Origin of the sequence: Prevotella sp. LCP21S3_D2, assembly GCF_052118345.1 — a bacterium.
GTDB lineage: Bacteria > Bacteroidota > Bacteroidia > Bacteroidales > Bacteroidaceae > Prevotella.
Genome location: NZ_JBQKHJ010000009.1, coordinates 88,872 through 108,426 on the forward strand (window position 1 = coordinate 88,872; position 19,555 = coordinate 108,426).

Annotated in this window: 19 protein-coding genes and 1 pseudogene; 15 read left to right on the forward strand and 5 right to left on the reverse strand. The window is 47.6% G+C overall.

Annotated features, from left to right (window positions below):
- Positions 1-177 precede the first annotated feature (177 nt).
- Together ACTQ16_RS08030 and ACTQ16_RS08035 are read left to right on the forward strand one after the other, a co-directional pair.
- A complete protein-coding gene (locus ACTQ16_RS08030; RefSeq protein ID WP_153125195.1) occupies positions 178-783 on the forward strand; it encodes an HU family DNA-binding protein in 606 nt (201 codons plus the stop codon).
- An 87-nt stretch (positions 784-870) separates the two neighbouring features.
- Positions 871-1,740, forward strand: coding sequence for an N-acetylmuramic acid 6-phosphate etherase (locus ACTQ16_RS08035; protein ID WP_441936914.1), 870 nt, complete (start codon positions 871-873; stop codon positions 1,738-1,740).
- Here the strand turns inward: ACTQ16_RS08035 and ACTQ16_RS08040 are convergent.
- Positions 1,687-4,245: a S9 family peptidase gene (locus ACTQ16_RS08040; protein WP_441936915.1), complete on the reverse strand. Its 2,559-nt coding sequence runs from the start codon at positions 4,243-4,245 to the stop codon at positions 1,687-1,689. The genes ACTQ16_RS08035 and ACTQ16_RS08040 overlap by 54 nt on opposite strands.
- A 253-nt stretch (positions 4,246-4,498) precedes the next feature.
- Between ACTQ16_RS08040 and ACTQ16_RS08045 the strand changes: the two genes are divergently transcribed.
- Complete coding sequence (locus ACTQ16_RS08045; RefSeq protein ID WP_294971750.1) at positions 4,499-6,736, forward strand: TonB-dependent receptor domain-containing protein; 2,238 nt, start codon at positions 4,499-4,501, stop codon at positions 6,734-6,736.
- A gap of 69 nt (positions 6,737-6,805) precedes the next feature.
- Here ACTQ16_RS08045 and ACTQ16_RS08050 read toward each other — a convergent pair whose 3' ends face one another.
- Both ACTQ16_RS08050 and ACTQ16_RS08055 read right to left on the reverse strand, forming a co-directional pair.
- Positions 6,806-7,483 carry a phosphatase PAP2 family protein gene (locus ACTQ16_RS08050; protein WP_441936917.1) on the reverse strand — a complete coding sequence of 226 codons (678 nt, stop codon included), beginning with the start codon at positions 7,481-7,483 and terminating at the stop codon, positions 6,806-6,808.
- Positions 7,484-7,557: 74 nt separating this feature from the next.
- Positions 7,558-8,070: a nitroreductase family protein gene (locus ACTQ16_RS08055; RefSeq protein WP_441936918.1), complete on the reverse strand. Its 513-nt coding sequence runs from the start codon at positions 8,068-8,070 to the stop codon at positions 7,558-7,560.
- A gap of 159 nt (positions 8,071-8,229) precedes the next feature.
- On the opposite strand from ACTQ16_RS08055, the gene ACTQ16_RS08060 reads away from it, so the two are divergent.
- From ACTQ16_RS08060 to ACTQ16_RS08110, 11 genes are all read left to right on the forward strand, one after another.
- Entirely contained in the window at positions 8,230-9,600 is a 1,371-nt protein-coding gene (locus ACTQ16_RS08060) for a Y-family DNA polymerase (RefSeq protein WP_441936920.1), read from the forward strand.
- A 5-nt stretch (positions 9,601-9,605) separates the two neighbouring features.
- On the forward strand, positions 9,606-10,058 hold the full coding sequence (locus ACTQ16_RS08065) for a LexA family protein (RefSeq protein ID WP_441936922.1): 453 nt from the start codon (positions 9,606-9,608) through the stop codon (positions 10,056-10,058).
- A gap of 137 nt (positions 10,059-10,195) precedes the next feature.
- Positions 10,196-11,254: a hypothetical protein gene (locus ACTQ16_RS08070; RefSeq protein ID WP_295346911.1), complete on the forward strand. Its 1,059-nt coding sequence runs from the start codon at positions 10,196-10,198 to the stop codon at positions 11,252-11,254.
- 77 nt (positions 11,255-11,331) lie between these two features.
- Complete coding sequence (locus ACTQ16_RS08075; protein ID WP_441936924.1) at positions 11,332-12,177, forward strand: hypothetical protein; 846 nt, start codon at positions 11,332-11,334, stop codon at positions 12,175-12,177.
- A 275-nt stretch (positions 12,178-12,452) separates the two neighbouring features.
- Entirely contained in the window at positions 12,453-12,884 is a 432-nt protein-coding gene (locus ACTQ16_RS08080; protein WP_441936925.1) for a hypothetical protein, read from the forward strand.
- Positions 12,885-13,143: 259 nt separating this feature from the next.
- A complete protein-coding gene (locus tag ACTQ16_RS08085; protein WP_441936927.1) occupies positions 13,144-14,445 on the forward strand; it encodes a hypothetical protein in 1,302 nt (433 codons plus the stop codon).
- Positions 14,446-14,455: 10 nt separating this feature from the next.
- Positions 14,456-14,644 (forward strand): hypothetical protein, encoded by a 189-nt coding sequence (locus tag ACTQ16_RS08090; RefSeq protein ID WP_441936928.1) that lies wholly within the window; start codon positions 14,456-14,458, stop codon positions 14,642-14,644.
- Positions 14,631-15,632 (forward strand): CHC2 zinc finger domain-containing protein, encoded by a 1,002-nt coding sequence (locus ACTQ16_RS08095; protein WP_441936929.1) that lies wholly within the window; start codon positions 14,631-14,633, stop codon positions 15,630-15,632. Before ACTQ16_RS08090 ends, ACTQ16_RS08095 begins: the two co-directional genes overlap by 14 nt.
- Positions 15,633-15,773: 141 nt before the next feature.
- On the forward strand, positions 15,774-15,995 hold the full coding sequence (locus ACTQ16_RS08100; protein ID WP_153125180.1) for a DUF4248 domain-containing protein: 222 nt from the start codon (positions 15,774-15,776) through the stop codon (positions 15,993-15,995).
- 364 nt (positions 15,996-16,359) lie between these two features.
- Positions 16,360-16,548: a hypothetical protein gene (locus tag ACTQ16_RS08105; RefSeq protein ID WP_153125178.1), complete on the forward strand. Its 189-nt coding sequence runs from the start codon at positions 16,360-16,362 to the stop codon at positions 16,546-16,548.
- 135 nt (positions 16,549-16,683) lie between these two features.
- A complete protein-coding gene (locus ACTQ16_RS08110; protein ID WP_441936930.1) occupies positions 16,684-17,214 on the forward strand; it encodes a DNA-binding protein in 531 nt (176 codons plus the stop codon).
- On the opposite strand, the pseudogene ACTQ16_RS08115 reads toward ACTQ16_RS08110, so the two are convergent.
- Positions 17,203-17,412, reverse strand: a pseudogene (locus tag ACTQ16_RS08115) (substrate-binding domain-containing protein); the annotation flags it as partial. The gene ACTQ16_RS08110 and the pseudogene ACTQ16_RS08115 sit on opposite strands and share 12 nt — an antisense overlap.
- Before the next feature lie 244 nt (positions 17,413-17,656).
- Between ACTQ16_RS08115 and ACTQ16_RS08120 the strand changes: the two are divergent.
- Positions 17,657-19,018, forward strand: coding sequence for an NAD(P)/FAD-dependent oxidoreductase (locus ACTQ16_RS08120; protein WP_441936931.1), 1,362 nt, complete (start codon positions 17,657-17,659; stop codon positions 19,016-19,018).
- A gap of 129 nt (positions 19,019-19,147) precedes the next feature.
- Here the strand turns inward: ACTQ16_RS08120 and ACTQ16_RS08125 are convergent, their stop codons facing one another.
- Positions 19,148-19,480 carry a cupin domain-containing protein gene (locus ACTQ16_RS08125; protein WP_022122055.1) on the reverse strand — a complete coding sequence of 111 codons (333 nt, stop codon included), beginning with the start codon at positions 19,478-19,480 and terminating at the stop codon, positions 19,148-19,150.
- Positions 19,481-19,555: the final 75 nt, after the last annotated feature.

The following is a 19,555-nucleotide window of genomic DNA, read 5'->3' on the forward strand; positions in this document are numbered from 1 at the left end:
AACAACTATTTCTGTCATTTCAAACCGCCAATCACAGTATTTCCAAATTCTATCTGTATTTCTTTCCTCTTTTCTTCTTGATTCTCAGAATAATTGTTTATCTTTGCGACGTCAACCAGACAATAATGGGTGATAACAAGAACATTTTATTCTTGCTGACATAAAACTGAGAAAACTATGGCTATAAAATATGAAATACATTATCTTCCCAATGCTGGAGGAAATGAAGAGACACGCCGATTCGCCCATATCTTTGAGCAACCTGCGATGACAGACAAGCAGATGATAGAACGAATAGCCCAACATAGCTGTTTGGGAAAGGGAGAAGTGGCTACTGTCTTCATGCAACTGCGTGACATTATCGAAGAAGACCTGCAGGATGGAAAGCGTATCAACATCCCGGAAATCGGATACCTCTCACTCTCGGTAAATCTGGATATGGATGAACTGAAGCCTGACAGCAAGGTGAGAGCCGACTACGTTAGCGTAAGGGGCATCAAGTTCCGCCCCAATGAAGACCTGCTGAAACAGGTGAAGCATCATACTCATTTCGAGAAATCGCAATATACTTCCCGCTCCTACCCTTTCTCTGAAGATACCTTGAAGGAGAAAATAAGAGAGTATATGAAAAGCCATCGCTCCATCAACCGCAGAACCCTGGAAATGGAATTTCATATCCGCAAACAGACTGCACTCAACTGGTTGAAGCAACTGGAAAAATCCGGTTTCCTGATTAAAGAAGGTTCACGCAATGCTCCGGTTTATTTCCTGGCAGAAGAATAGAAACCTGCATCAGGATTATCGGCTATAGCCATAGGAAATAGCCTGAAATCAAGCTTTTCGTAATCTACAACCAAAAGATAAAATAATATGCCCAATAAAGAAGAAAAAAGAATAACAGAGCAGAGCTCGCTCTACGAACATCTGGAAAAGATGAGCGTAGCTGAACTCACCGCTCATATCAATGAAGAAAACAAGAAGGTGGCTCTGGCAATAGAAGAAGCATTACACGCCATCAACCAACTGATTTCCGCCATCGAAGGGCAGCTGAAGAAGGGCGGAAGACTCTTCTATGCCGGTTGCGGAACGGGCGGAAGACTGGCTACCCTCGATACCATAGAAGTACAGAACACCTATGGCATCGACGGTTCGCAGATACAAGCCATCTTCCCTGGAGGCATCGGCTGCCTTACGCAAACCAGGGAATCAAGAGAAGACGACCTGGAGAATGGTTGGCACCAGCTCTGCGATAAACATATCTCAAAGCAGGATTTCGTACTCGGTTTTTCTGCCAGCGGCACAACCCCATTCGTGCTTTCCATCTTGCAGCATTGCAAGAAAGAAGGCATTCCTACGGGTTGCATCGTCAACAATCCCCACTCTCCCATCGCCCAAGCAGCCGATTATCCCGTAGAAGTCATCACAGGACCGGAATTTGTAACGGGAAGCACTCGCATGAAAGCAGGCTCATCGCAGAAGATGATTCTGGACATGATAAGCACTTCCCTTCAGATCAGGCAAGGACGGGTGGAAGGCAACAAGATGGTGAACGCCAAACTCATCAACCATAAACTCATCGACCGTGCCTGCCGCATCTTCATGGAACGCAATCCGCAATATACGGACTACGAAGAAGTGAAACAGCTGATTCTGGAATCAGGAAGCGTGAAGAAGGCAGAAGAGAAATTACATCTTCTCGGTGCCGTACATGTCGTTCCACCAACTGGCATCATCCTGTAACCACTTGGCAAACCAGGCGAAGATAGTATCTTGCCACTTGAGGCGCTTCTCATAGTCTATGATGTGATGGTCCTGATCTTTTACCAATACCATCGCTGTTGGACGGCCGAGGAGCTTCAATGCATTATAGAGCTGGATACTCTCGCCCACCGGTACATTGTTATCGGCAGTACCATGCACAAAGAGCAATGGTGTATGAATCTTATCAGCATTGTAGAGCGGACTCTGATCAACAAAGAGATGCTTGTTGGTCCAAGGATACTCATTCGCCATGGAAACTTCGCTATAGCTGTAGCCCCAATAACCCTCGCCCCAATAGCTGGTATGATCGCTGATACCGGCATGAGAGATGGCTGCAGCAAAGAGGTCGGTCTTGGTCTGCAAGTACTGGGTCATGAATCCACCATAGCTTGCACCGATACATCCTATCTTCTTACTGTTCACGAAGTTATGTTCCTTACAGAAAGCCTGTGTGCTGGCAATGATGTCTTCTGCCACGCCCTCGCCTGCCGTATCCACATGGCGGGCAGAAAACTTCTGACCGAAACCGGTAGCACCGCTAGGATTAACCACCAGAACAACATATCCCATCGCTGCATATACATGATGAGGATAGCGACTCTGGAACATACGGGTGGTAGGACTGCAACCGCCGTAGTAATTCACAATCATAGGATATTTCTTCGAAGCATCGAAGTGAGGAGGCAGATAGTAACGGCAGCAGAGTGTATCGCCACGAGAGTTCACATAGTTCCATGCCTTGCATTCGCCCAGCTCGATGTCCTTCAGCAGTCGGGCACTGAGATCATCCACCAGCAGAGCCTTCTGTGCCTTGGTATTCATCTTGTAGAGACGGTCGGCATTGGAAGCACTCTGACCAGAGAACGCCATTTCCGGAGCAGCCGCTGCAATGGAGAAGCTCTTGATATTCTCTTCCGGAGTCTTCAGGAGAGTGAACTTTCCGGTCTTAGGATTGAGCTGGAAGAGATGCATGCAGTCTTTATCCTCGGCAGTAAAATAGATGTTTCCATCCGCCTTACTCCAATCCACGCTCTGCACGTTAGGGTTGAAATCCCTGGTCATCGGTTTCACCTTCTTGTCTGCCAAAGTCATCAGATAGAGCTGTGTATCTATCATGCTTGGTGTCTGTCCCTCTTCTACATTCTTTCCGATGCCATTGAAAGCCTCAGGCGAACCGGTTATGAGGATGCTCTTGCCGTCTGGCGAGAACTGGGCACTATTGATGAATTCTCCCTTCTCTACCAAAGTCTCCACGCTCATGTCGTTCAGATTGAGACGATAGAGGGAATTGAGCGTTGTTGGACGCTTGGTAAGACGCTCCTCGCTCTTGCCGATGAGCAGATAGCGGGAGTCGGCAGAGATATCATTGAGATATACATTGTGATAGCCGAAAGTAAGCGGCTGGAGAATGCCCGATGCCAAATCATACTTGGCAAGATAGCTGCGGTTTCTCCATCCAGGCTGGCGGTCATCAGGCTCCTTTACATCAAACACCTGAGCATCCTGCTTTCTACCCTCCATATAAAGCGTATAGATAAGCGATTTCTCATCAGGAGTAAACTGGAACCAGCCTTCCGGAATATTAGCCGCCATCACCTCGCGCTCCATATTCAGCGGATTGATGGTGATAAGCTGCATGGCTCCGTCTGCCTTTCCTTCTCCGGCGATGGCATTGTCGCCCGCCTTCTCGGTAAAATACATCTTGTTGGTGCGAGGCATCCATCTTACGTTCTCCTCAAAGGAAGCAACGACCTTGTTGGTCTGGCTGTTTCTCAGCTCGTTGATGCTATGCTTCTTGCCCTGACGGTCTACCCAAGTCTTGCGCACAATCATAAACTTGCCATTTGGCGAAAGTGCCACACTTGAATAGTTTGGCATGCAGATTGCATCATATATATTAAGGGTGCGCTTGGTATTGGCAGAAGCCTCGCCCACGCTCAGCTGCTTGCCATCGGCAGCAGTAACGCTCACCTTGAAATCCTTGGCAGCATCCTTGTCTGCAGTCTTATCGGAAGACGAATCAGATGCGGTGAGATATTTGATGACCACAGTATGGGTAGAAGGCAGCAAGACGGTCTCAGCCTTGTCAGCATTCACCTTCACCTGCTCGCCATCTACGAAGAGGCGGTATTGCTTCAAGCCCTTTACCTCTACAGTAGCCTTGGTACGGCTGGTGTTATATACGGTGAAGGAAGCCAGATGGAGTGCATTCTGCTTGGCATTATCAGCCAAGAGCTGAGAAGCAGCCACTTCCTTGCCATTATTCAATAGGTTGAACGATAATGGAGAGTCTAATACCCCCTCCATTGCAAACTTTTCTCCCTTCACATTTACGCTGTCTGCCATCCAGGGAGTAGACACAGGGAATGGACCCACATACTTCAGTTTCTGCACCTCGATAGTATCGGCATTGGCAGAAAGCGAAGCACAGAGAGCTGCGCTGAAAGTGAGAGCCAAGAGGCTCTTTCTTGTTGTTTTCATCATGATTTATTTCAATTATATTAAATTTTCTGCGAAATTACAAATAAAAGTTGAGATAAGCGAAACTTTCGCTTACATTTTTTGCTTTTTATCGGGATTATTCTGTTTTTATGTTATCTGAACGTTAAGAAGAGCTTTCAGAAAGTTATAGTTGGGTTAAACCCCTATTCCGTTCATTGTCATTCCAAAAAATCCATTTACCTTTGCATCGTCAAACAGAAAAAGAAAGAAGTATTAAAACTAAAAAAAGATTGTTATGAACAAGAAAAATATGATAATACTGAGCTCTTTGCTCGTATGTTCGCTCGAAAGTTTCGCACAGAACCAGGTTGAGGCTACTGATTCCATCTGGAAGGATATGGACCTGGATGCTGTAACCGTGGTTGCCTCCAAGCCTTTGGTTAAGATGGAGACCGACAAGATGACCTACAACGTAGAGCAGGATGCCGATGCCAAGGCTTCTACCGTACTCGATATGCTGCGCAAGGTTCCGATGGTAACTGTAGACGGACAGGACAACATCACCGTGAATGGTTCTTCCAGCTTCAAGGTATACGTAGACGGAAAGCCGAATCCCATGTTCTCTGCCAACCCATCGCAGATATTCAAGGCGATGCCTGCCAACATGGTGAAGAACATAGAAGTGATTACCAACCCTGGAGCCAAATATGATGCAGAAGGAACGGGCGGAGTGCTCAACATCGTACTCAACAAGCAGACCTTGGGCGGAGCTGGAAGCAGCGACCTCAGCAATGGATATAACGGCAACATCAGTGCCGCTACCGGCAATCAGGCTCAGCGTATCTCTGCCTTCATCAGCGGTCAGCAGGGCAAACTCACCTACAGTGCCAACGGTATGTACAACTATCAGAAGATGAACGGTACAACCATCTCCTTCGACCGTACGCAGAAAGACGGAAGCCTGATGAACTACTATCAGAAATCAGACATGAAGCAGCCGTTCTCGATGGGTAACATCAGTCTCAGCTATGAACTCGATTCGCTGAGCAACATCAGCGCCACGGCTGGCTTGACCACCTTCGGTCAGAAGCTGAACGGTCATCCGCTTACCCAGATGTCTGGCGGCATCTATGGCAAGGGCTTCGAATATGGCAACGAAATGAAGCAGGATCTGGACAACACTTCTTTCAATGGAAGCATCGACTATCAGAGATTCTTCAACAAGGAGCGAACCAACTACCTCATCCTCAGCTATCTCTTCAGCACCAACCCTACCCATATCGACAACTATACGTTCTACGATGACATCAGTCAGGTAACGGGAATTCAGCTCCACGACCTGCTCTCAAAGAGCAAAACCCGTGGCACTGAGCATACCTTCCAGGCAGACTTCACCCACTCGCTCAGCGAGACACAGCGCTTGAACTTCGGCGCCAAATACATCGCCCGCACCAACAAGAGCGATTCCCGCTACTATGATGTAGCAGCCGATAAGACCGAGACTCTGAACCCAGCCAACAGCATGGAATACAAGAACACCCAGAATATTCTGGCTGCATACGCTGAATGGAAAGGAAACTTCGGAAAATGGGGAACGATGATGGGAACCCGCTACGAGCAGACCTGGGAAAAGGTGAAGTTTGAACAGGGCAAGGGCGATGACTTCGACAAACAGTACGGCAATCTCGTACCTAGCGCCAGCCTTTCCTACAACATCGCTCCAGGCATGAACATCGGACTGAACTATCAGCTGCGCATCACCCGTCCTGGCATCACTTATCTGAATCCATACATAGACCGAAGTAATCCTACTGCCATCTCCTATGGCAATACAGATCTCGACGTGGTGAAGTCGCATCAGCTGAACATGGTATTCAATTACTATAACCAGCGATTCATGTTGAGCACCACCCTGGGTTACGGATTCTGCGACAACAAGATAGAGCAGTATTCCTTCCTCGATGCCGACAACCTGCTCAACACCACCTACGGCAATGTTTCGAAGACCCGCAACGCCAGCATGAATGTATTCATCAATTGGCTGATGTTCAAGAAAACAAGACTGATGCTGAACGAGAGCTTGAGCTACAACGATTTGCGCAGCGATGCCCTGGGATGGAAGAACAACGGATGGAACAGCAGCACGATGATCAACCTGCAACAGACCCTGCCTTGGGAACTGCAATGGACCGTGGGTAGCATCATCCAGACCAAGCAGCATAATCTGCAGGGCTATCAGAGCGGTATGTCGTTCTTCTATACCACCCTCTCCAAATCTATCGTGAAGGATAAGCTTGACCTGAGTCTGATGTTCCTCACTCCTACCGACGACAAGCTCAACATCAAGCAGAAGACCGTGGGTTCGGATTACGTACAGAACATGACCGTAAAAGTGCCATTGCGCCAGATCAGTCTTACCCTGACATGGAAGTTCGGAAACACCAAGAAGCAATTCCAGCAGGCGAAGTCAAACATCAAGAATGACTTCCAGGAAGAGCAACAAGGAATCCAGACAGGAGGAATGGAGAAATAATAAAAACGGAAAAATCAGCAGGAAGACTCTTTTCTGCTGATTTTTCCGTTCTATACAACTGATTGTTTTTTATAATCTGATAGCTAAATCAATACCTGTCGGAGCTACCGAAAGACTGATATTGTCATTGATATCCTTCTCTTTCTCTCCATCACTCTCCTTTCCTTTCTTCTTGTTCTTTCCCAAAATCCAGTCGCCTATCAGATAGCCGGCTTCTGCTGAGGCTACACCGATGGCAGCACCCGCCACGACATCTTCCCAATGATGGCGATTGCGGCGCACTCTATCCACAGCCACTCCCGTAGCCACCGCATAGCCCGCCACACCAATCCAGGGTGAAACCTTGCGATATTCGTGCATCAATGTGGTGGCACCGCAGAAAGCCACAGAGGTATGTCCGGAAGGAAACGACTCGTTATCAGTCCCATCGGGTCTCATCTTGTGTATCGACTTCTTGAGCGAATAGGTTACAGCCGCATTGACGCCGAACGAGAGCACCGAAACAGCAATCCTTCGCTTCCAGGAACTCTCAGCCTCCACGCCCAACATCTTCAATCCAAAGACAGATGCCGTTGGCACCAGGCGCAGGACATCATCGATTCCATCACCATGATAGCGCTTGTAATGGGTAGTCTGCTCTATAGGAACCGTTGTATTCTGCCCCATGGTTATCATCATATTCTGCGAAAATACAGGGGCAGGAATCATCATGATTCCACCTATTAATATCTTTCTTATTCTTTTCATATTCATGTTAATATGGCGTACCCGGCATGTATGGCGAAAAGGGAAGCCATTTCCATTTTGCTTCCATTTTTATCCTAGATTTCTTCTACTATCTCGCTCATGTCCTTGCGCTTCTTCTCGGCATGAGGACAATCTTCTGCAATATGCCCGATAGGAATAATAACAACTGCCTCATAGCCCTCACGAGGGAAAAGCTGTTGCATCTTATCGGTATCGTAATTGCATACCCAGCAGGTTCCAAGTCCACGCTCGGTGGCTGCCAGACAAAGATGCTCTGTAGCGATGGCTACATCAATATCTCCATGAGACTTCTCATCATATCTGCGAACCCAGTTTTCATTCACGTTTTTCATGCCCACGATATACATCGGTGCTGTTTTAAACCACTCACGATCGTAGCATTCCTGCAATTTCTCCTTAGCCTCTGCAGAACGGACGATGAGCCAATGCCAAGGCTGTCTGTTCACTGCCGATGGAGCCAGTCGCACACACTCCATTATGTAATCCAAATCCTCCTGGCTTACAGCCTCAGAGGTAAACTTACGAGCCGAGAATCTCGACTGGCTCAATGATAACATATCTTTCATATCGTTCTGATTTTACGATTATTCTAATCTAAATTATGGGCACAAAGTTAAGAAAAAATTACGGAACAACCAAAAAACAAGGATAAAAGATAATAGGTTTCGGATTATTTTTCGTAATTTTGCAGATTGTACAAGAAATCGTTGTTAATATTAAAGGAAATGATAGGATTAGCAGATTGCAACAACTTCTACTGTTCGTGCGAACGAGTGTTTCGCCCCGACCTGATAGGGAAGCCCGTGGTTGTCTTGAGTAACAACGACGGGTGCATTATCGCACGCTCTGAAGAAGCCAAGGCTTTAGGCTACAAGATGGGCGACCCATTCTATCAGGTAAAGGAAAAGCTGGAGGCTGAAGGCGTAGCTATCTTCTCCAGCAACTATACGCTCTATGGTTCTCTATCCAACCGCGTGATGTCGATGCTATCGCACTACTCACCCCATATCGACCAATACTCCATCGACGAGAGTTTCTTCGAAGTGGACAGTTCTATGGCAGAGTCATTCTTCAGGGAATATCTGAAGAAAACTTCTACTTCTCCTGATTATGAATCTTCAGATCACGAATCTCTCCTCCACCGATATGGAGCCAGGATTTCGGCTGATGTGCTCCGAGCCGTGGGCATCCCTATCTCCATCGGAATCGCAGAAACGAAGACTCTGGCAAAAATCGGTTCTAAATTCGCCAAGAAATACAAGGGATATCAGGGCTGTTGTCTCATCGACACAGACGAACGGAGACGCAAGGCGCTGTCTCTCTTCCCCGTAGAAGACGTATGGGGAATAGGCAGGCAGATAGCCCGGAAGCTCGACTATATGGGAATCCGAACTGCTGCCCAGTTTGCGGAAAAGAAAGAAAGTTGGGTGCGCAGCCATTTCAACATCACCACCGTCAGGACCTGGAAGGAACTGAACGGAGAGAGTTGCATCAGCATCGAGGAACTGCCGCAGAAGAAGAGCATCTGCACCAGCAGGAGTTTTGCCGACGAGGGCATTACTGACAAGAACGTGATAGAAGAAGCCGTGGCTAATTTCGCTGTACGCTGTACTGAAAAATTAAGGAGGCAAGGTAGCGTATGCCAGGGTATTACCGTGTTCGCATGGACCTCCAGATTCAATGAGAACGTGCCCGAATATACCATCCACGACTCCCTCACCCTACCCATCGCCACCAATGCGCAGGACGAGATTGTGGGTGCCGCCCTCACTATTCTCCGCGCCAAATATCCGAAACCAATGACAGACAGCAGAGCTGACCGCCCAGGAATGTCATTCAATTTCAAGAAAGCAGGCGTTATCCTGTGGCAAATCTCCCCCGACAATCCTCGCCAGCAGGACCTCTTCGACCCTATCGACCGAAGCAAGCAAAAGGCACTGATGGAAGCCATCGATGCCATCAACCGGAAGAACGGCTATGGAACCATCCGTCAAGCCGTACAGGGAAACGGTTGCCGATTCGACTTGAAGCGGGAATATATGTCGAAACGGTTCACTACAGACATCAATGAAATTCTGAAAGTAAAGAGCAAATAAACGAAATGGAGAATAAAGACAAGATAAAACTGACGATTCATCCTGCGGAATTCGGAGCCAAAATGCCGATTCCGCTGGCTGAACAAAGCGTAAAAGCCGGCTTCCCTTCGCCGGCACAAGACTATATGGAGGGAGAAATAGACCTCAACGATATTCTGGTTCGCCATCGTGAGGCAACTTTTTACGTGCGTGTTTCGGGCGACAGCATGAAGGATGCAGGCATTTTTGACGGTGACCTCGCTGTGGTTGACCGGCAGATAGAACCCTCTAACGGCAACTTCGTCATCGCCTTCGTGGATGGCGAATTCACCATTAAACAATTCAAAATGGACGAAAGCGGAACCTTTGGCTGGCTCATCCCATGGAACAGTGATTTCTCTCCTATCCGGGTAGATGAAACCAACCGGTTCATGGTTTGGGGCGTGGTGACCTATGTGATTCATCAGATTGCTGAATAGTTTTAAGTTAAAGAACGTAAAATAATTAATCACTTTCGGTATTTTTTATTACTTTTGTTGGCTAAAATGTGGCATTTCAATACTGCATTAAACACAAATTAATAAAAAATAATAAAACAAAATCATCAAAAAAAGCCATGGAATACGCTTTATATAGATACGAGTTTGAGGTCATAGAGAAGAAAGACTCCTCCATAAACCTATTCCCCGAGCTATCGGAGAGTTTCAACCCAAGACAGGCGTTCGAGAAAAAGAGCGAACTGCTCAACTATCTGCTGGAAAATGACTATCAGATGCTCCTTGCCGAACAAAATCAGCAGGCTGCCGAACCAAATCAGCAGGTTGCCGAGCGTTGTCCCTTTCCTGTTAATCCGGCTAGCGCAAAAACTGAGCTAGCCTTTCCCTTTGATTCGGCTAGCGTAAAACCAACGCTAACCTTCACCAGCAGCAGAAAGAAAAAGCTCTACCACAAATACACTTCTGCACCGAAGGATGGATTTGCCATCCTGGAACTAGCCCGCTGTAGAAGCATAAGCCATCGTCCGAAACCCTTTTTGGATAAAGCCGTGATAGAAGACGACTACGAGTCACTTCACATCATCATAGACAACCGCGGCACCTATCAGCGTGTAGCCATCGAAGTGAAATCTTCCGTATTCAAAAAGACCGATACCGTGGCCGATTCACTTGCCCGTGCCCTGAGCAAGGCTTTTGCCCGCTATGGACTCCTGGTGAAAGTGGTGCCCATCCGCGATGACAAGCACTTCTGGAGTTTAGTGAGCGACAGAAAGCAGTTTCCACGTGGTTTCAATAAACTGTGTGTAAAGTTCCCACAAATCAACGACCCAAAAGTAACCGAAGCTATGAGACGTGCCAATATCATCTATCGTGAAATGTTTCATTCCAATCTCGTTATCATACAAGAATCGTCTGAGGGAGAAAAACTCAGTTTCAACGAAGAAGACGAGAAACAGAGAGAATACATGAAACTTTGCGCAGAAAATGCCGACAGCATCCAGGTATCGCCAATAGGCGCCCGCCCTATCACGCTTGGAGGAAAAACTGCCAAGACGCAACAGATGACTGATGCGGAACGTAAAAACATCGAGGATGTGAATCACGAGATAGGGCTCTTTGATGGCGACCCAATTCAATCCACCCAATCATTCATGGACAAAGCATACGGTAAAGCATGACACAAAACGACAGAAGGCGCAAGAACCTCAGAAAAGAAGAACCGATTTATAGACAGCAGGCTCAATACCTACGAATAATGGGAGAAAAAAAAGCCTCTGACACAACAAATGACGATGTGGCAGATAAACTCCGCAACCTAGACCTCCTGACTTGGGATGAAACCGAACGATACTTAGCCCGATTCGCCGAAGACCTGGATGATGCGAGCTATGCGGTGACCGACTTGCTTATAGAAACAGCCTGCCTAGGCAGAACTATAGGAATGGAAAGGGAATTGCCTCCCCTGACAGCTGCCCTGACTTTCGCAAGATTGATGGCAGCCGGCGACGAGGTGTTTGAGAAATATCAGGACATCTGGATAGCCATCATGAGCTCACAAGACCGCAACCCAGAAGCCAAGCCCCTCTTCGAGAAATTCTGTCAAGAGATAGAGGCCAACAAGTTCGACCCATCCACCGGCAAGGAGACCATCTACCGCCGTGGCGATCCAATAAAGCGATTCAGAAGCACTGGGGTGGCTAAGACGGAGGCCCGGCAAGAGGCGCTGCTCTACGGGATACTGGAAGCCACCAAGGGCTGGAACAGAAAGGAGGCTTTCAAGGCTTGCTGGCCCCTATGGGAGGAGCTGTGGAAGTACTTGCTGGAGAAGGAGGAGCTGGTAGAGGAAATCTCCCGAAAGCATCCCAAAAGCAGCTCAAACAACACTTCTATCAACATCACGCTGGTGTGCAATGTGGCTGGACTTCTGAACAGTCATTTAAAAACCCTGGGCCACGATGTAGCATCCTGCTCAAGACTTGCAGACTTGATCAAGGAAAATTGGAACTCCTCGCAGAGCCACAAGGAATTGAGCAAAACCACCAAACTCTCAGATGAGCAAGCAAAGCTGATAAAAGCCTGGCTCACCATGAACATGAAATAAAGATTACCCCAGAAAATTACCAACAAATTACCATTTTTTCGCTAACTATCTGAAAGTGAGCGGGTAATTTGGTGGTAATTATTTTTTTGAAAGTACCTATTACCACCTTTTGACCATCCACCATCTATTACTACCTTTGCACCCGTCGAAAGGACAAAACTAATTGTTGAATCTGAGTTGATACGAGTCTATCAGAGGGAGAGTTCCCGGGAAATAAGTGTCGACACCTTTCTTTTCTTGAAAAGGCTCTCTTCTACTCGTAAAACGTTAAGATTATGTATAACAATGATTTTAAGATGGATGGTGTGAAGCACACCGAGTTCTTAACCGCTGCCCAGCAGCACTCCGAGTTCTTAACCGCCCAGCAGCACACACTGCTCTCTGGCATGGCTTCTTACGACGGTGGCAGATACTTCCTCTTCTCGCCCGATGAGCCTGTGGCAGGCCTGTTGCCACGATTCCGATGCCATGGCATCGCTCAGCAGATGACCGACGGCACCTTCGACTTCGTGGCCAAGCCCAAGGTTAAGCCGCAGTCGCAGCTCATCAAGAAGCTGGCGCACGGCAGAGTGAGCAAGACCAAAGATGAGGCCATACAGCTCACACTCAAAGTGTATTGCGACGAGGGCGAAAACATCGCCGAGGCTATCTACAAGGAAGCAGCCATCGCCAAGGACGCCATCGTGGACTATCAGATGAAGAGATGATTTTCGGGGGCCAAAGCTGCTTGACAAGCTCAGCTTGCAGGCAGCAAAACCGTCTCAGCGTCTCAGTCTCAGTTAGGAAAAAAGTCACAAATCCACTTCATACCCCCTTTCTTATGTCTTATAACTTATTGATAATTAATTAGTTATATAATATATAGATAGAAGTGGATACCCCTTTTAAAACAACTGAGACACTGAGACTGAGACGCTAAGCCCCCCAAGTAACAAACCAAAAATTGATTTAATTCTCTAGAAAGCAATGAATTACAACATTTTTAGCAGCACCGCTCCAGCGATGCCAAAACCGGGCAAAGGCACAGAATTTGTGAAACTTGCCCTCTCACAAGCCTCAAAAGACATGCGAGAAGTGCTCATTCCGATGGCAATTCCTGCCTTGGCAGCCCATCTCACGGACGTAAGATTCATGTATTGCGACAACAAATTTTATGAAATGTGCGGCCAAATGGGGCATTTGATAGGTCCTTCGGGCATCGGAAAGGCGCAATTGAGCCATCTTGTAGAGGCAATCATGCGGCCTTTTCGCAAACACGATGAGATAGAGTATAAGAAACTCGTGGACTGGCAACGACAGATGAAGACCAAGGGTGCCAACAAGGAAAAACCCGAGCGTCCGGACGTGAGCTTCTGGTTTCCACCTGCCGACATCACCAACCCTGCCTTCATACAGAATGCCATGGCTCTGGAGAAGCTGGGCGAGCGAACCCAATACCTCAACCTGCCCGAGGTAGAGATGGCAGACAAGATGTGCGGCGGACACAGACAGGTGAGCCAGATGGTGAGAAACATCTACGACTGTCAGCGAGCTGGTGCCCTGCGTGCCACGGCTGATGGCGTGACGGGTAACCCTACGCTGCGGGTGAACCTCACCTTTACCTCTACCCCCGATGCCGCCCGCCTCTTCTACAAGAAAGACTTGACCAACGGTTTCTTCGGCAGAATCCCCTTTGCCTACAAGGCTCGCGGCGAGCGACTGGGCAGGATTCCACGCCAAGGCACCTATGGGCAGGACTTCATGGAACAGCTGGACAGCTATCTGCTCAGGTTGGACAACTGCAAGGGCGCATTCACCGTGAAGCCGCTCAACAAGATAGCTGACCAGCTGGCAGAGGAGATGGCGAAGCTAGCCGACCTAGCCGACGACGACATGCTCTGGGAGCTCTCCCACCGCAGCATCTTCTCGGCATGGAAGAAGGGGGCAGTGCTGTGGATTCTGAACGATCAGCAGTGGGCTCGAAGCATCGGCGACTTCGTGGTATGGTTTTGCTACTATGACCTGTGGTCGAAGGTAAAGGTATTCGGCGACATGTTTAAGGGCGCAGAAGCCAACGAGGAGGAGACTCAGAAGAGCGGACCAAAGAATATGCTCGACAGCCTGGATAATTCCTTCAACGAGCAACAGCTGGAGGCATTGCGCCTAAGCCTTGGCAAGAGCAAGGAGGGCACCAAGCATCAGCTCAGGGTTTGGAAGAACCGTGAGTTTATCACCTACTGCGCCCAGACTGGGCTTTACACCAAGACGAAAGAGTATCTGAAAAAGTAAAAAAAGACTTTTGCTTGAAAAAAGACTTTTGTTTGAAAAAAGACTTTTGTTTGAAAAAAGACTTTTGTTTGAAAAAAGACTTTTGTTTGAAAAAAGACTTTTGTTTGAAAAAAGACTTTTGTTTGAAAAAAGACTTTTGCTTGAAAAAAGACTTTTGCTTGAAAAAAGTAAAAAAAGACTTTTGTATGGAAAAATATGAAATTCAAAAGCTCCGCGACCTTCCAATAGAGGAGGTCGCAGAGCGACTGGGAATGCAGGTGTCGAAGCACAAGTGCCTCTGCCCTTTCCACGACGATCATCACGCCAGTTTCTCGTTCAACACGAGGAAGAACTATTGCCGCTGCTACGTATGTATGGACCACAGCATCGGCACCATCGACCTTGTGATGAAATATACAGGCAAGGATTTTCTCTCGGCTTGCCGTTGGCTGGCAGATGCGCATCAAGTTTATATAGCAGATGGAAAGGAGAAATATTCTCCGGAGAAAGCACCCACCTCGAAAGCACCCTCCTTTGATGCCAGCAAGTACGCCCGATTCTTCGAGCATCCTTGGCTCAACGAGGCGGCACGTAGATTCCTCTTCGAGGAGAGACGGATTGATGCGAGAGTGGTAAACTGGTGCCGACTGACATCATGGACGGATAAGGAGGGCATCAGTTGGCTACAGACTCCGTACTATGACGTGGACGGAAAACTCATCGGCATCCAAAACCGAAATCTCGGCAAGGCGAATCTTAACAAAGATGCTTCGGGAAAGAGCGATTTAGGCAAGGCGAATCCAGATAAAGAAGCTTCGGGAAAGAGCATTCCCCGCTTCCGATTCCCCTACGGTTCGCAATGCGGCATCTATAATCTGCCCGTCACTAGACAGCTTTCGCCTGGTGAACCTCTCTACATCACCGAGGGGTGCAGCGACTGCTGGGCGATGCTCTCTGCCGGACACAAGGCGATAGCCATTCCGTCTGCCACGCTCTTGAAACCAGCCGACAAGCAATGGTTGGCAGAAATGGGAGAAAAGCTCAAGATAGAATGGCACATGTATCCCGACAAGGATGCGCCGGGCGAACATCTCTACATGCAGTTGAAGGAGATTCTGCCCTCGCTGGTGCATCACCAGTTGCCCCCTGGATGCAAGGATTTCAGCGACTATTTTCTGAAAAGCTTTGTATATTGCCCAGTATTTTGAAGCTTTTGCCCTTACAGGGTGCCTTGCTGATTGCCATTATACCCAGGGCGTGCCCTGAGCTAGGAGCTTTTGGGCCTTCAGCCCGTTCTTGAACCACATAAGAAACTTGAGTCAGTTATTAATTTTTAAAGCAAAATAAATATGGAAGAATTTATCATTCACACGTACACCAAGAAGGAACTTGCCCTGATGTACTTTCCCGAGAGCATGCCACGCACTGCCGTCAACCATCTGATGGCTTGGATTCGACTTTGTACCCCTCTGTGGGATGAACTCCAGAAGATGGGCTACAAGAAGACCAGCAAGGCTTTCTCGCCTAAACAGGTGAAGGCCATCGTGGAGTATCTGGGCGAACCGGGATAATACCGTTTCAGAAATTTACGAAAAAATATTCTGAAAAATGTGCCGCCATCTCACGGCATCAGCCGCCAACGCATAACCGCTGGCGGCTGTTTTTGTATCTTTGCATCGTGATTCAGAAAGCGCTGGAAAATCACTTTCCTAGTTGGAGAAAAATATTTCTCCAGTTGGGAAAATGAAAAAGAGCATCTGGAGTAAGTCTCAGACAAGAAAGAGTAAGTCTCAGACAAGAAAGAGAAAGTCTCAGACAAGAAAGAGAAAATCTCAGATGCATCAAGTTATAACCTAGACTCCATGTCCCGATACGAGTCCTTCTTTTCCTTTTTTTATAAGAGGACGGGAAGTTAAAAGGGGGCAAGAGAAACGTATGAACCCAAACATGAAAGCATTCATCAAGTATCTCATCGTGGCCGTGTGCTCTGCCATCGTCACCTACCTCACCAGCTCGTGCACCGCAGGACTGGTAATAGGAAAGAACCAACGACAGCAACAGGAGAACAATATCTCCACCCGAGCCGATTCCACTCACTTCGTGCCTACCATCACCATTAGATAAATGGTAAAAAGAATTTTTTAAAGGTAAAAAGGTAAAATTACGAAGGGAAAGATATTGACAACCAAGTCTCTATTTAACTTGGAAATTACGATTATCAATTCTCTAAATTATTAATTATAAATTATTTAAAGTATTATGGCAATTAATCTGAAAGCAAAGGAAACCCTCATCCAGGTGGGTGAGTTGAAAGGTAAGTATCGTTACGTGCTCGGCACCGAGCTTTACAACAAGCTCTCTGAGAGCAAGGTTATCAAAGAGGCTGCTCTGCGCAGCGGAGTGAGCCGAGGCGTGATGCAGGCATGTTGGGATGCCGCAGGCGAGGTAATCAAGGCTTGGACCACCGAAGGTCACTCCGTGGCTATTCCAGGACTGGGCACCATGAGATTTGGCGTAAGAGCCAAGAGCGTGGAAACCGTGAACGAGGTGGCAAGCGGACTCATCACTGCCAGACGTGTCATCTTCACGCCTAACGTGGAAATCAAACAGGAACTGATGGACACTGCCATCCAGATAACCTGCTACGACCGCAACGGCAAGGTTATCAAGAACGTTACCTCTGGCGATAAAGGCGATGTGGAAGACCCAGACAACACCCCTGGCGGAGGCGAAGGCAACACCCCTGGCGGGGGCGAAGGCAACACCCCTGGCGGCGATTTAGGTTTGTAATAGCCCTATAATCATACGATACAGACTGGCGGCTGTGCTCAAGCAATTGGGTACAGCCGTTTTTTTGTAAAAAAACCTTGCAAACGTGCCCGAAAAACCAGCCACGAAAATCTCTTCCGGTACCCGCTTACCCAAAGCGCGGAGCCGATTCTGCGCACCTATCGCCAAAGTATCAGTAAAGGCGAAAACGGCATCAAAAAGCTGGAAGATCTCCTCAAAATGCTATCTGTATATTACATTTTATAACATCAGTTACCCGTTTCTAAAATGGAAACGATTGCAACAGTCTTCTACCCTGTTTTTCTACACTTCTTTCTTTGCCGTCTCAATTAAAAGCTGTACCTTTGCAAGCGAATTTCAGCGATGACTAGGCTAAATGCCTATAATATGAAAAATCAGTAGCAAATATATGTAATTAATTATACAAAAAACAGCAGCAGTTATGAGTATTAATATCAAGAGAAATCAGTTGAAGAGAGTTGTGATTGTAGGTGGTGGACTCGGTGGTCTTCGTTTGGCAGAAGACCTCTGCAATGCAAACCTGCAGGTGGTGTTGATTGACAAGAACAACTTCCATCAGTTCCCTCCACTTATCTATCAGATTGCCTCGGCAGGTATCGACCCAAGTTCCATCTCCTTCCCGTTCCGCCAGATTTTCCGCAAGCGCAAGAACTTCTACTTCCGCATGGCAGAAGCAAGAGCCGTGTTCCCAGACAAGAAGATTCTGCAGACTTCCATCGGTAAGATTGAGTACGATTACCTGGTGTTCGCAGCAGGAACCACCACCAATTTCTATGGCAATGCCAACATCGAGAAATGGGCGATTCCGATGAAGACCGTTTCTGAGGCAATGGGATTGCGCAACGCCGTGCTGAGTAACCTGGAGCGTGCATTGACCTGTGCCACGGAAGCAGAGCGACAGGAACTGCTGAACGTAGTGATTGTAGGCGGTGGTGCTACAGGTGTGGAGATAGCCGGAGCCCTCTCTGAAATGAAGCGCTACGTGATTCCTTATGATTATCCTGATATGGACTCATCTCTGATGCACATCTATCTCCTGGAAGCGGGCGACAGACTGCTCGCCGGAATGTCACAGGACTCTTCTAAGAAAGCATACGAATTCCTTACCAGCATGGGTGTGGATGTACAGTTTGGCAAAATGGTAACCGACTACAAGGACCACAAGGTTCTGATGAAGGATGGTCAGGAGATTCCTACCCGTACCTTCCTCTGGGTATCAGGTGTAAAGGCACAGCCTATCACAGGTATTGATGGCGATCATCTGGGCCGTGGTTTCCGAATCGTAGTAGATGAATTCAACCGCATCCCTGGCATGGACGGTCTCTTTGCCATCGGCGACCAGTGTATTCAGACCACAGACCCAGCTTATCCTGGCGGTCATCCACAGTTGGCTCAGGTAGCCATTCAGCAGGCAGTACTCCTGGCTAAGAATATCCAGAAGATTGCCGAGGGAGCTGCTGATTCCCAGCTCAAGCCTTTCCGCTACAAGAACCTGGGTTCTATGGCTACCATCGGAAGACACAAGGCTGTGGTAGAGCTTGGCAAGTTCCACAGCCAGGGCTTCTTTGCCTGGGTATTGTGGCTGGTAGTTCACCTCCGCTCTATCCTTGGAGTAAAGAACAAGGTAATGGTAATGCTCAACTGGCTCTGGAAGTACGTGAGCTACAACGATTCTATCCGAATGATTACCTACGCCACCAAGCCTAAGGAGGTGCGCGACCGTTTGAAGCGTGAGCAGACCACTCACCTCGGCACCGACTTGCTGGAAAATGAAGAAGATTAATATGAAGAAATAAAAACGATGAAAGTCCAGCTTGGAGCCTTTCAGAGAGAGAGGCATCCGAGTTGGACTTTCTTTTTTCGTTTTCCTCAGGAGGAATATGATGCATTTTTCCCTGATGCTCCAGGGATATTAATGATGCTCAGGCACAATGGCGAGATACACCAGATCATGGTCGGTGAGATTCTCCATATAATGAGCATGGTTCATCGGGCAGTAATGCACCTGTCCCTGTCGAACCTCCTCCACGGTATCATCATAATGGAAAGTAGCAGTGCCGCTTACCACATAGATAATCTCGCAGTTGCCCTCATGAGTATGAAGACCAGTTGATGCACCCGGACGCAAGGTAGAATACATAATCTTCACCTTGTCATCCACATAGTTACGAGTATCGAGCTTACCCTGTCCACCCTTGAAGCCCTCCAAATGAGCCTCAGCAATTTTTTCGAAATCTATTACCATCTTTATAATGTTTATTGTTTAATATCTATTGCTTACAGTCTATTGTCTGCTGTTTACTTGGCTTTTATAAATGAA

Bases quoted from the DNA above. Each gene is read 5' to 3' on its own strand.
- ACTQ16_RS08075 (WP_441936924.1), top strand. From the start codon at position 11,332: ATGGGAGAAAAAAAAGCCTCTGACACAACAAATGACGATGTGGCAGAT.
- ACTQ16_RS08080 (WP_441936925.1), top strand. From the start codon at position 12,453: ATGTATAACAATGATTTTAAGATGGATGGTGTGAAGCACACCGAGTTC.
- ACTQ16_RS08100 (WP_153125180.1), top strand. From the start codon at position 15,774: ATGGAAGAATTTATCATTCACACGTACACCAAGAAGGAACTTGCCCTG.
- ACTQ16_RS08050 (WP_441936917.1), bottom strand. From the start codon at position 7,483: ATGAAAAGAATAAGAAAGATATTAATAGGTGGAATCATGATGATTCCT.
- ACTQ16_RS08085 (WP_441936927.1), top strand. From the start codon at position 13,144: ATGAATTACAACATTTTTAGCAGCACCGCTCCAGCGATGCCAAAACCG.
- ACTQ16_RS08030 (WP_153125195.1), top strand. From the start codon at position 178: ATGGCTATAAAATATGAAATACATTATCTTCCCAATGCTGGAGGAAAT.
- ACTQ16_RS08095 (WP_441936929.1), top strand. From the start codon at position 14,631: ATGGAAAAATATGAAATTCAAAAGCTCCGCGACCTTCCAATAGAGGAG.
- ACTQ16_RS08035 (WP_441936914.1), top strand. From the start codon at position 871: ATGCCCAATAAAGAAGAAAAAAGAATAACAGAGCAGAGCTCGCTCTAC.
- ACTQ16_RS08070 (WP_295346911.1), top strand. From the start codon at position 10,196: ATGGAATACGCTTTATATAGATACGAGTTTGAGGTCATAGAGAAGAAA.
- ACTQ16_RS08120 (WP_441936931.1), top strand. From the start codon at position 17,657: ATGAGTATTAATATCAAGAGAAATCAGTTGAAGAGAGTTGTGATTGTA.
- ACTQ16_RS08065 (WP_441936922.1), top strand. From the start codon at position 9,606: ATGGAGAATAAAGACAAGATAAAACTGACGATTCATCCTGCGGAATTC.
- ACTQ16_RS08060 (WP_441936920.1), top strand. From the start codon at position 8,230: ATGATAGGATTAGCAGATTGCAACAACTTCTACTGTTCGTGCGAACGA.
- ACTQ16_RS08125 (WP_022122055.1), bottom strand. From the start codon at position 19,480: ATGGTAATAGATTTCGAAAAAATTGCTGAGGCTCATTTGGAGGGCTTC.
- ACTQ16_RS08055 (WP_441936918.1), bottom strand. From the start codon at position 8,070: ATGAAAGATATGTTATCATTGAGCCAGTCGAGATTCTCGGCTCGTAAG.
- ACTQ16_RS08045 (WP_294971750.1), top strand. From the start codon at position 4,499: ATGAACAAGAAAAATATGATAATACTGAGCTCTTTGCTCGTATGTTCG.
- ACTQ16_RS08110 (WP_441936930.1), top strand. From the start codon at position 16,684: ATGGCAATTAATCTGAAAGCAAAGGAAACCCTCATCCAGGTGGGTGAG.
- ACTQ16_RS08040 (WP_441936915.1), bottom strand. From the start codon at position 4,245: ATGATGAAAACAACAAGAAAGAGCCTCTTGGCTCTCACTTTCAGCGCA.
- ACTQ16_RS08105 (WP_153125178.1), top strand. From the start codon at position 16,360: ATGAACCCAAACATGAAAGCATTCATCAAGTATCTCATCGTGGCCGTG.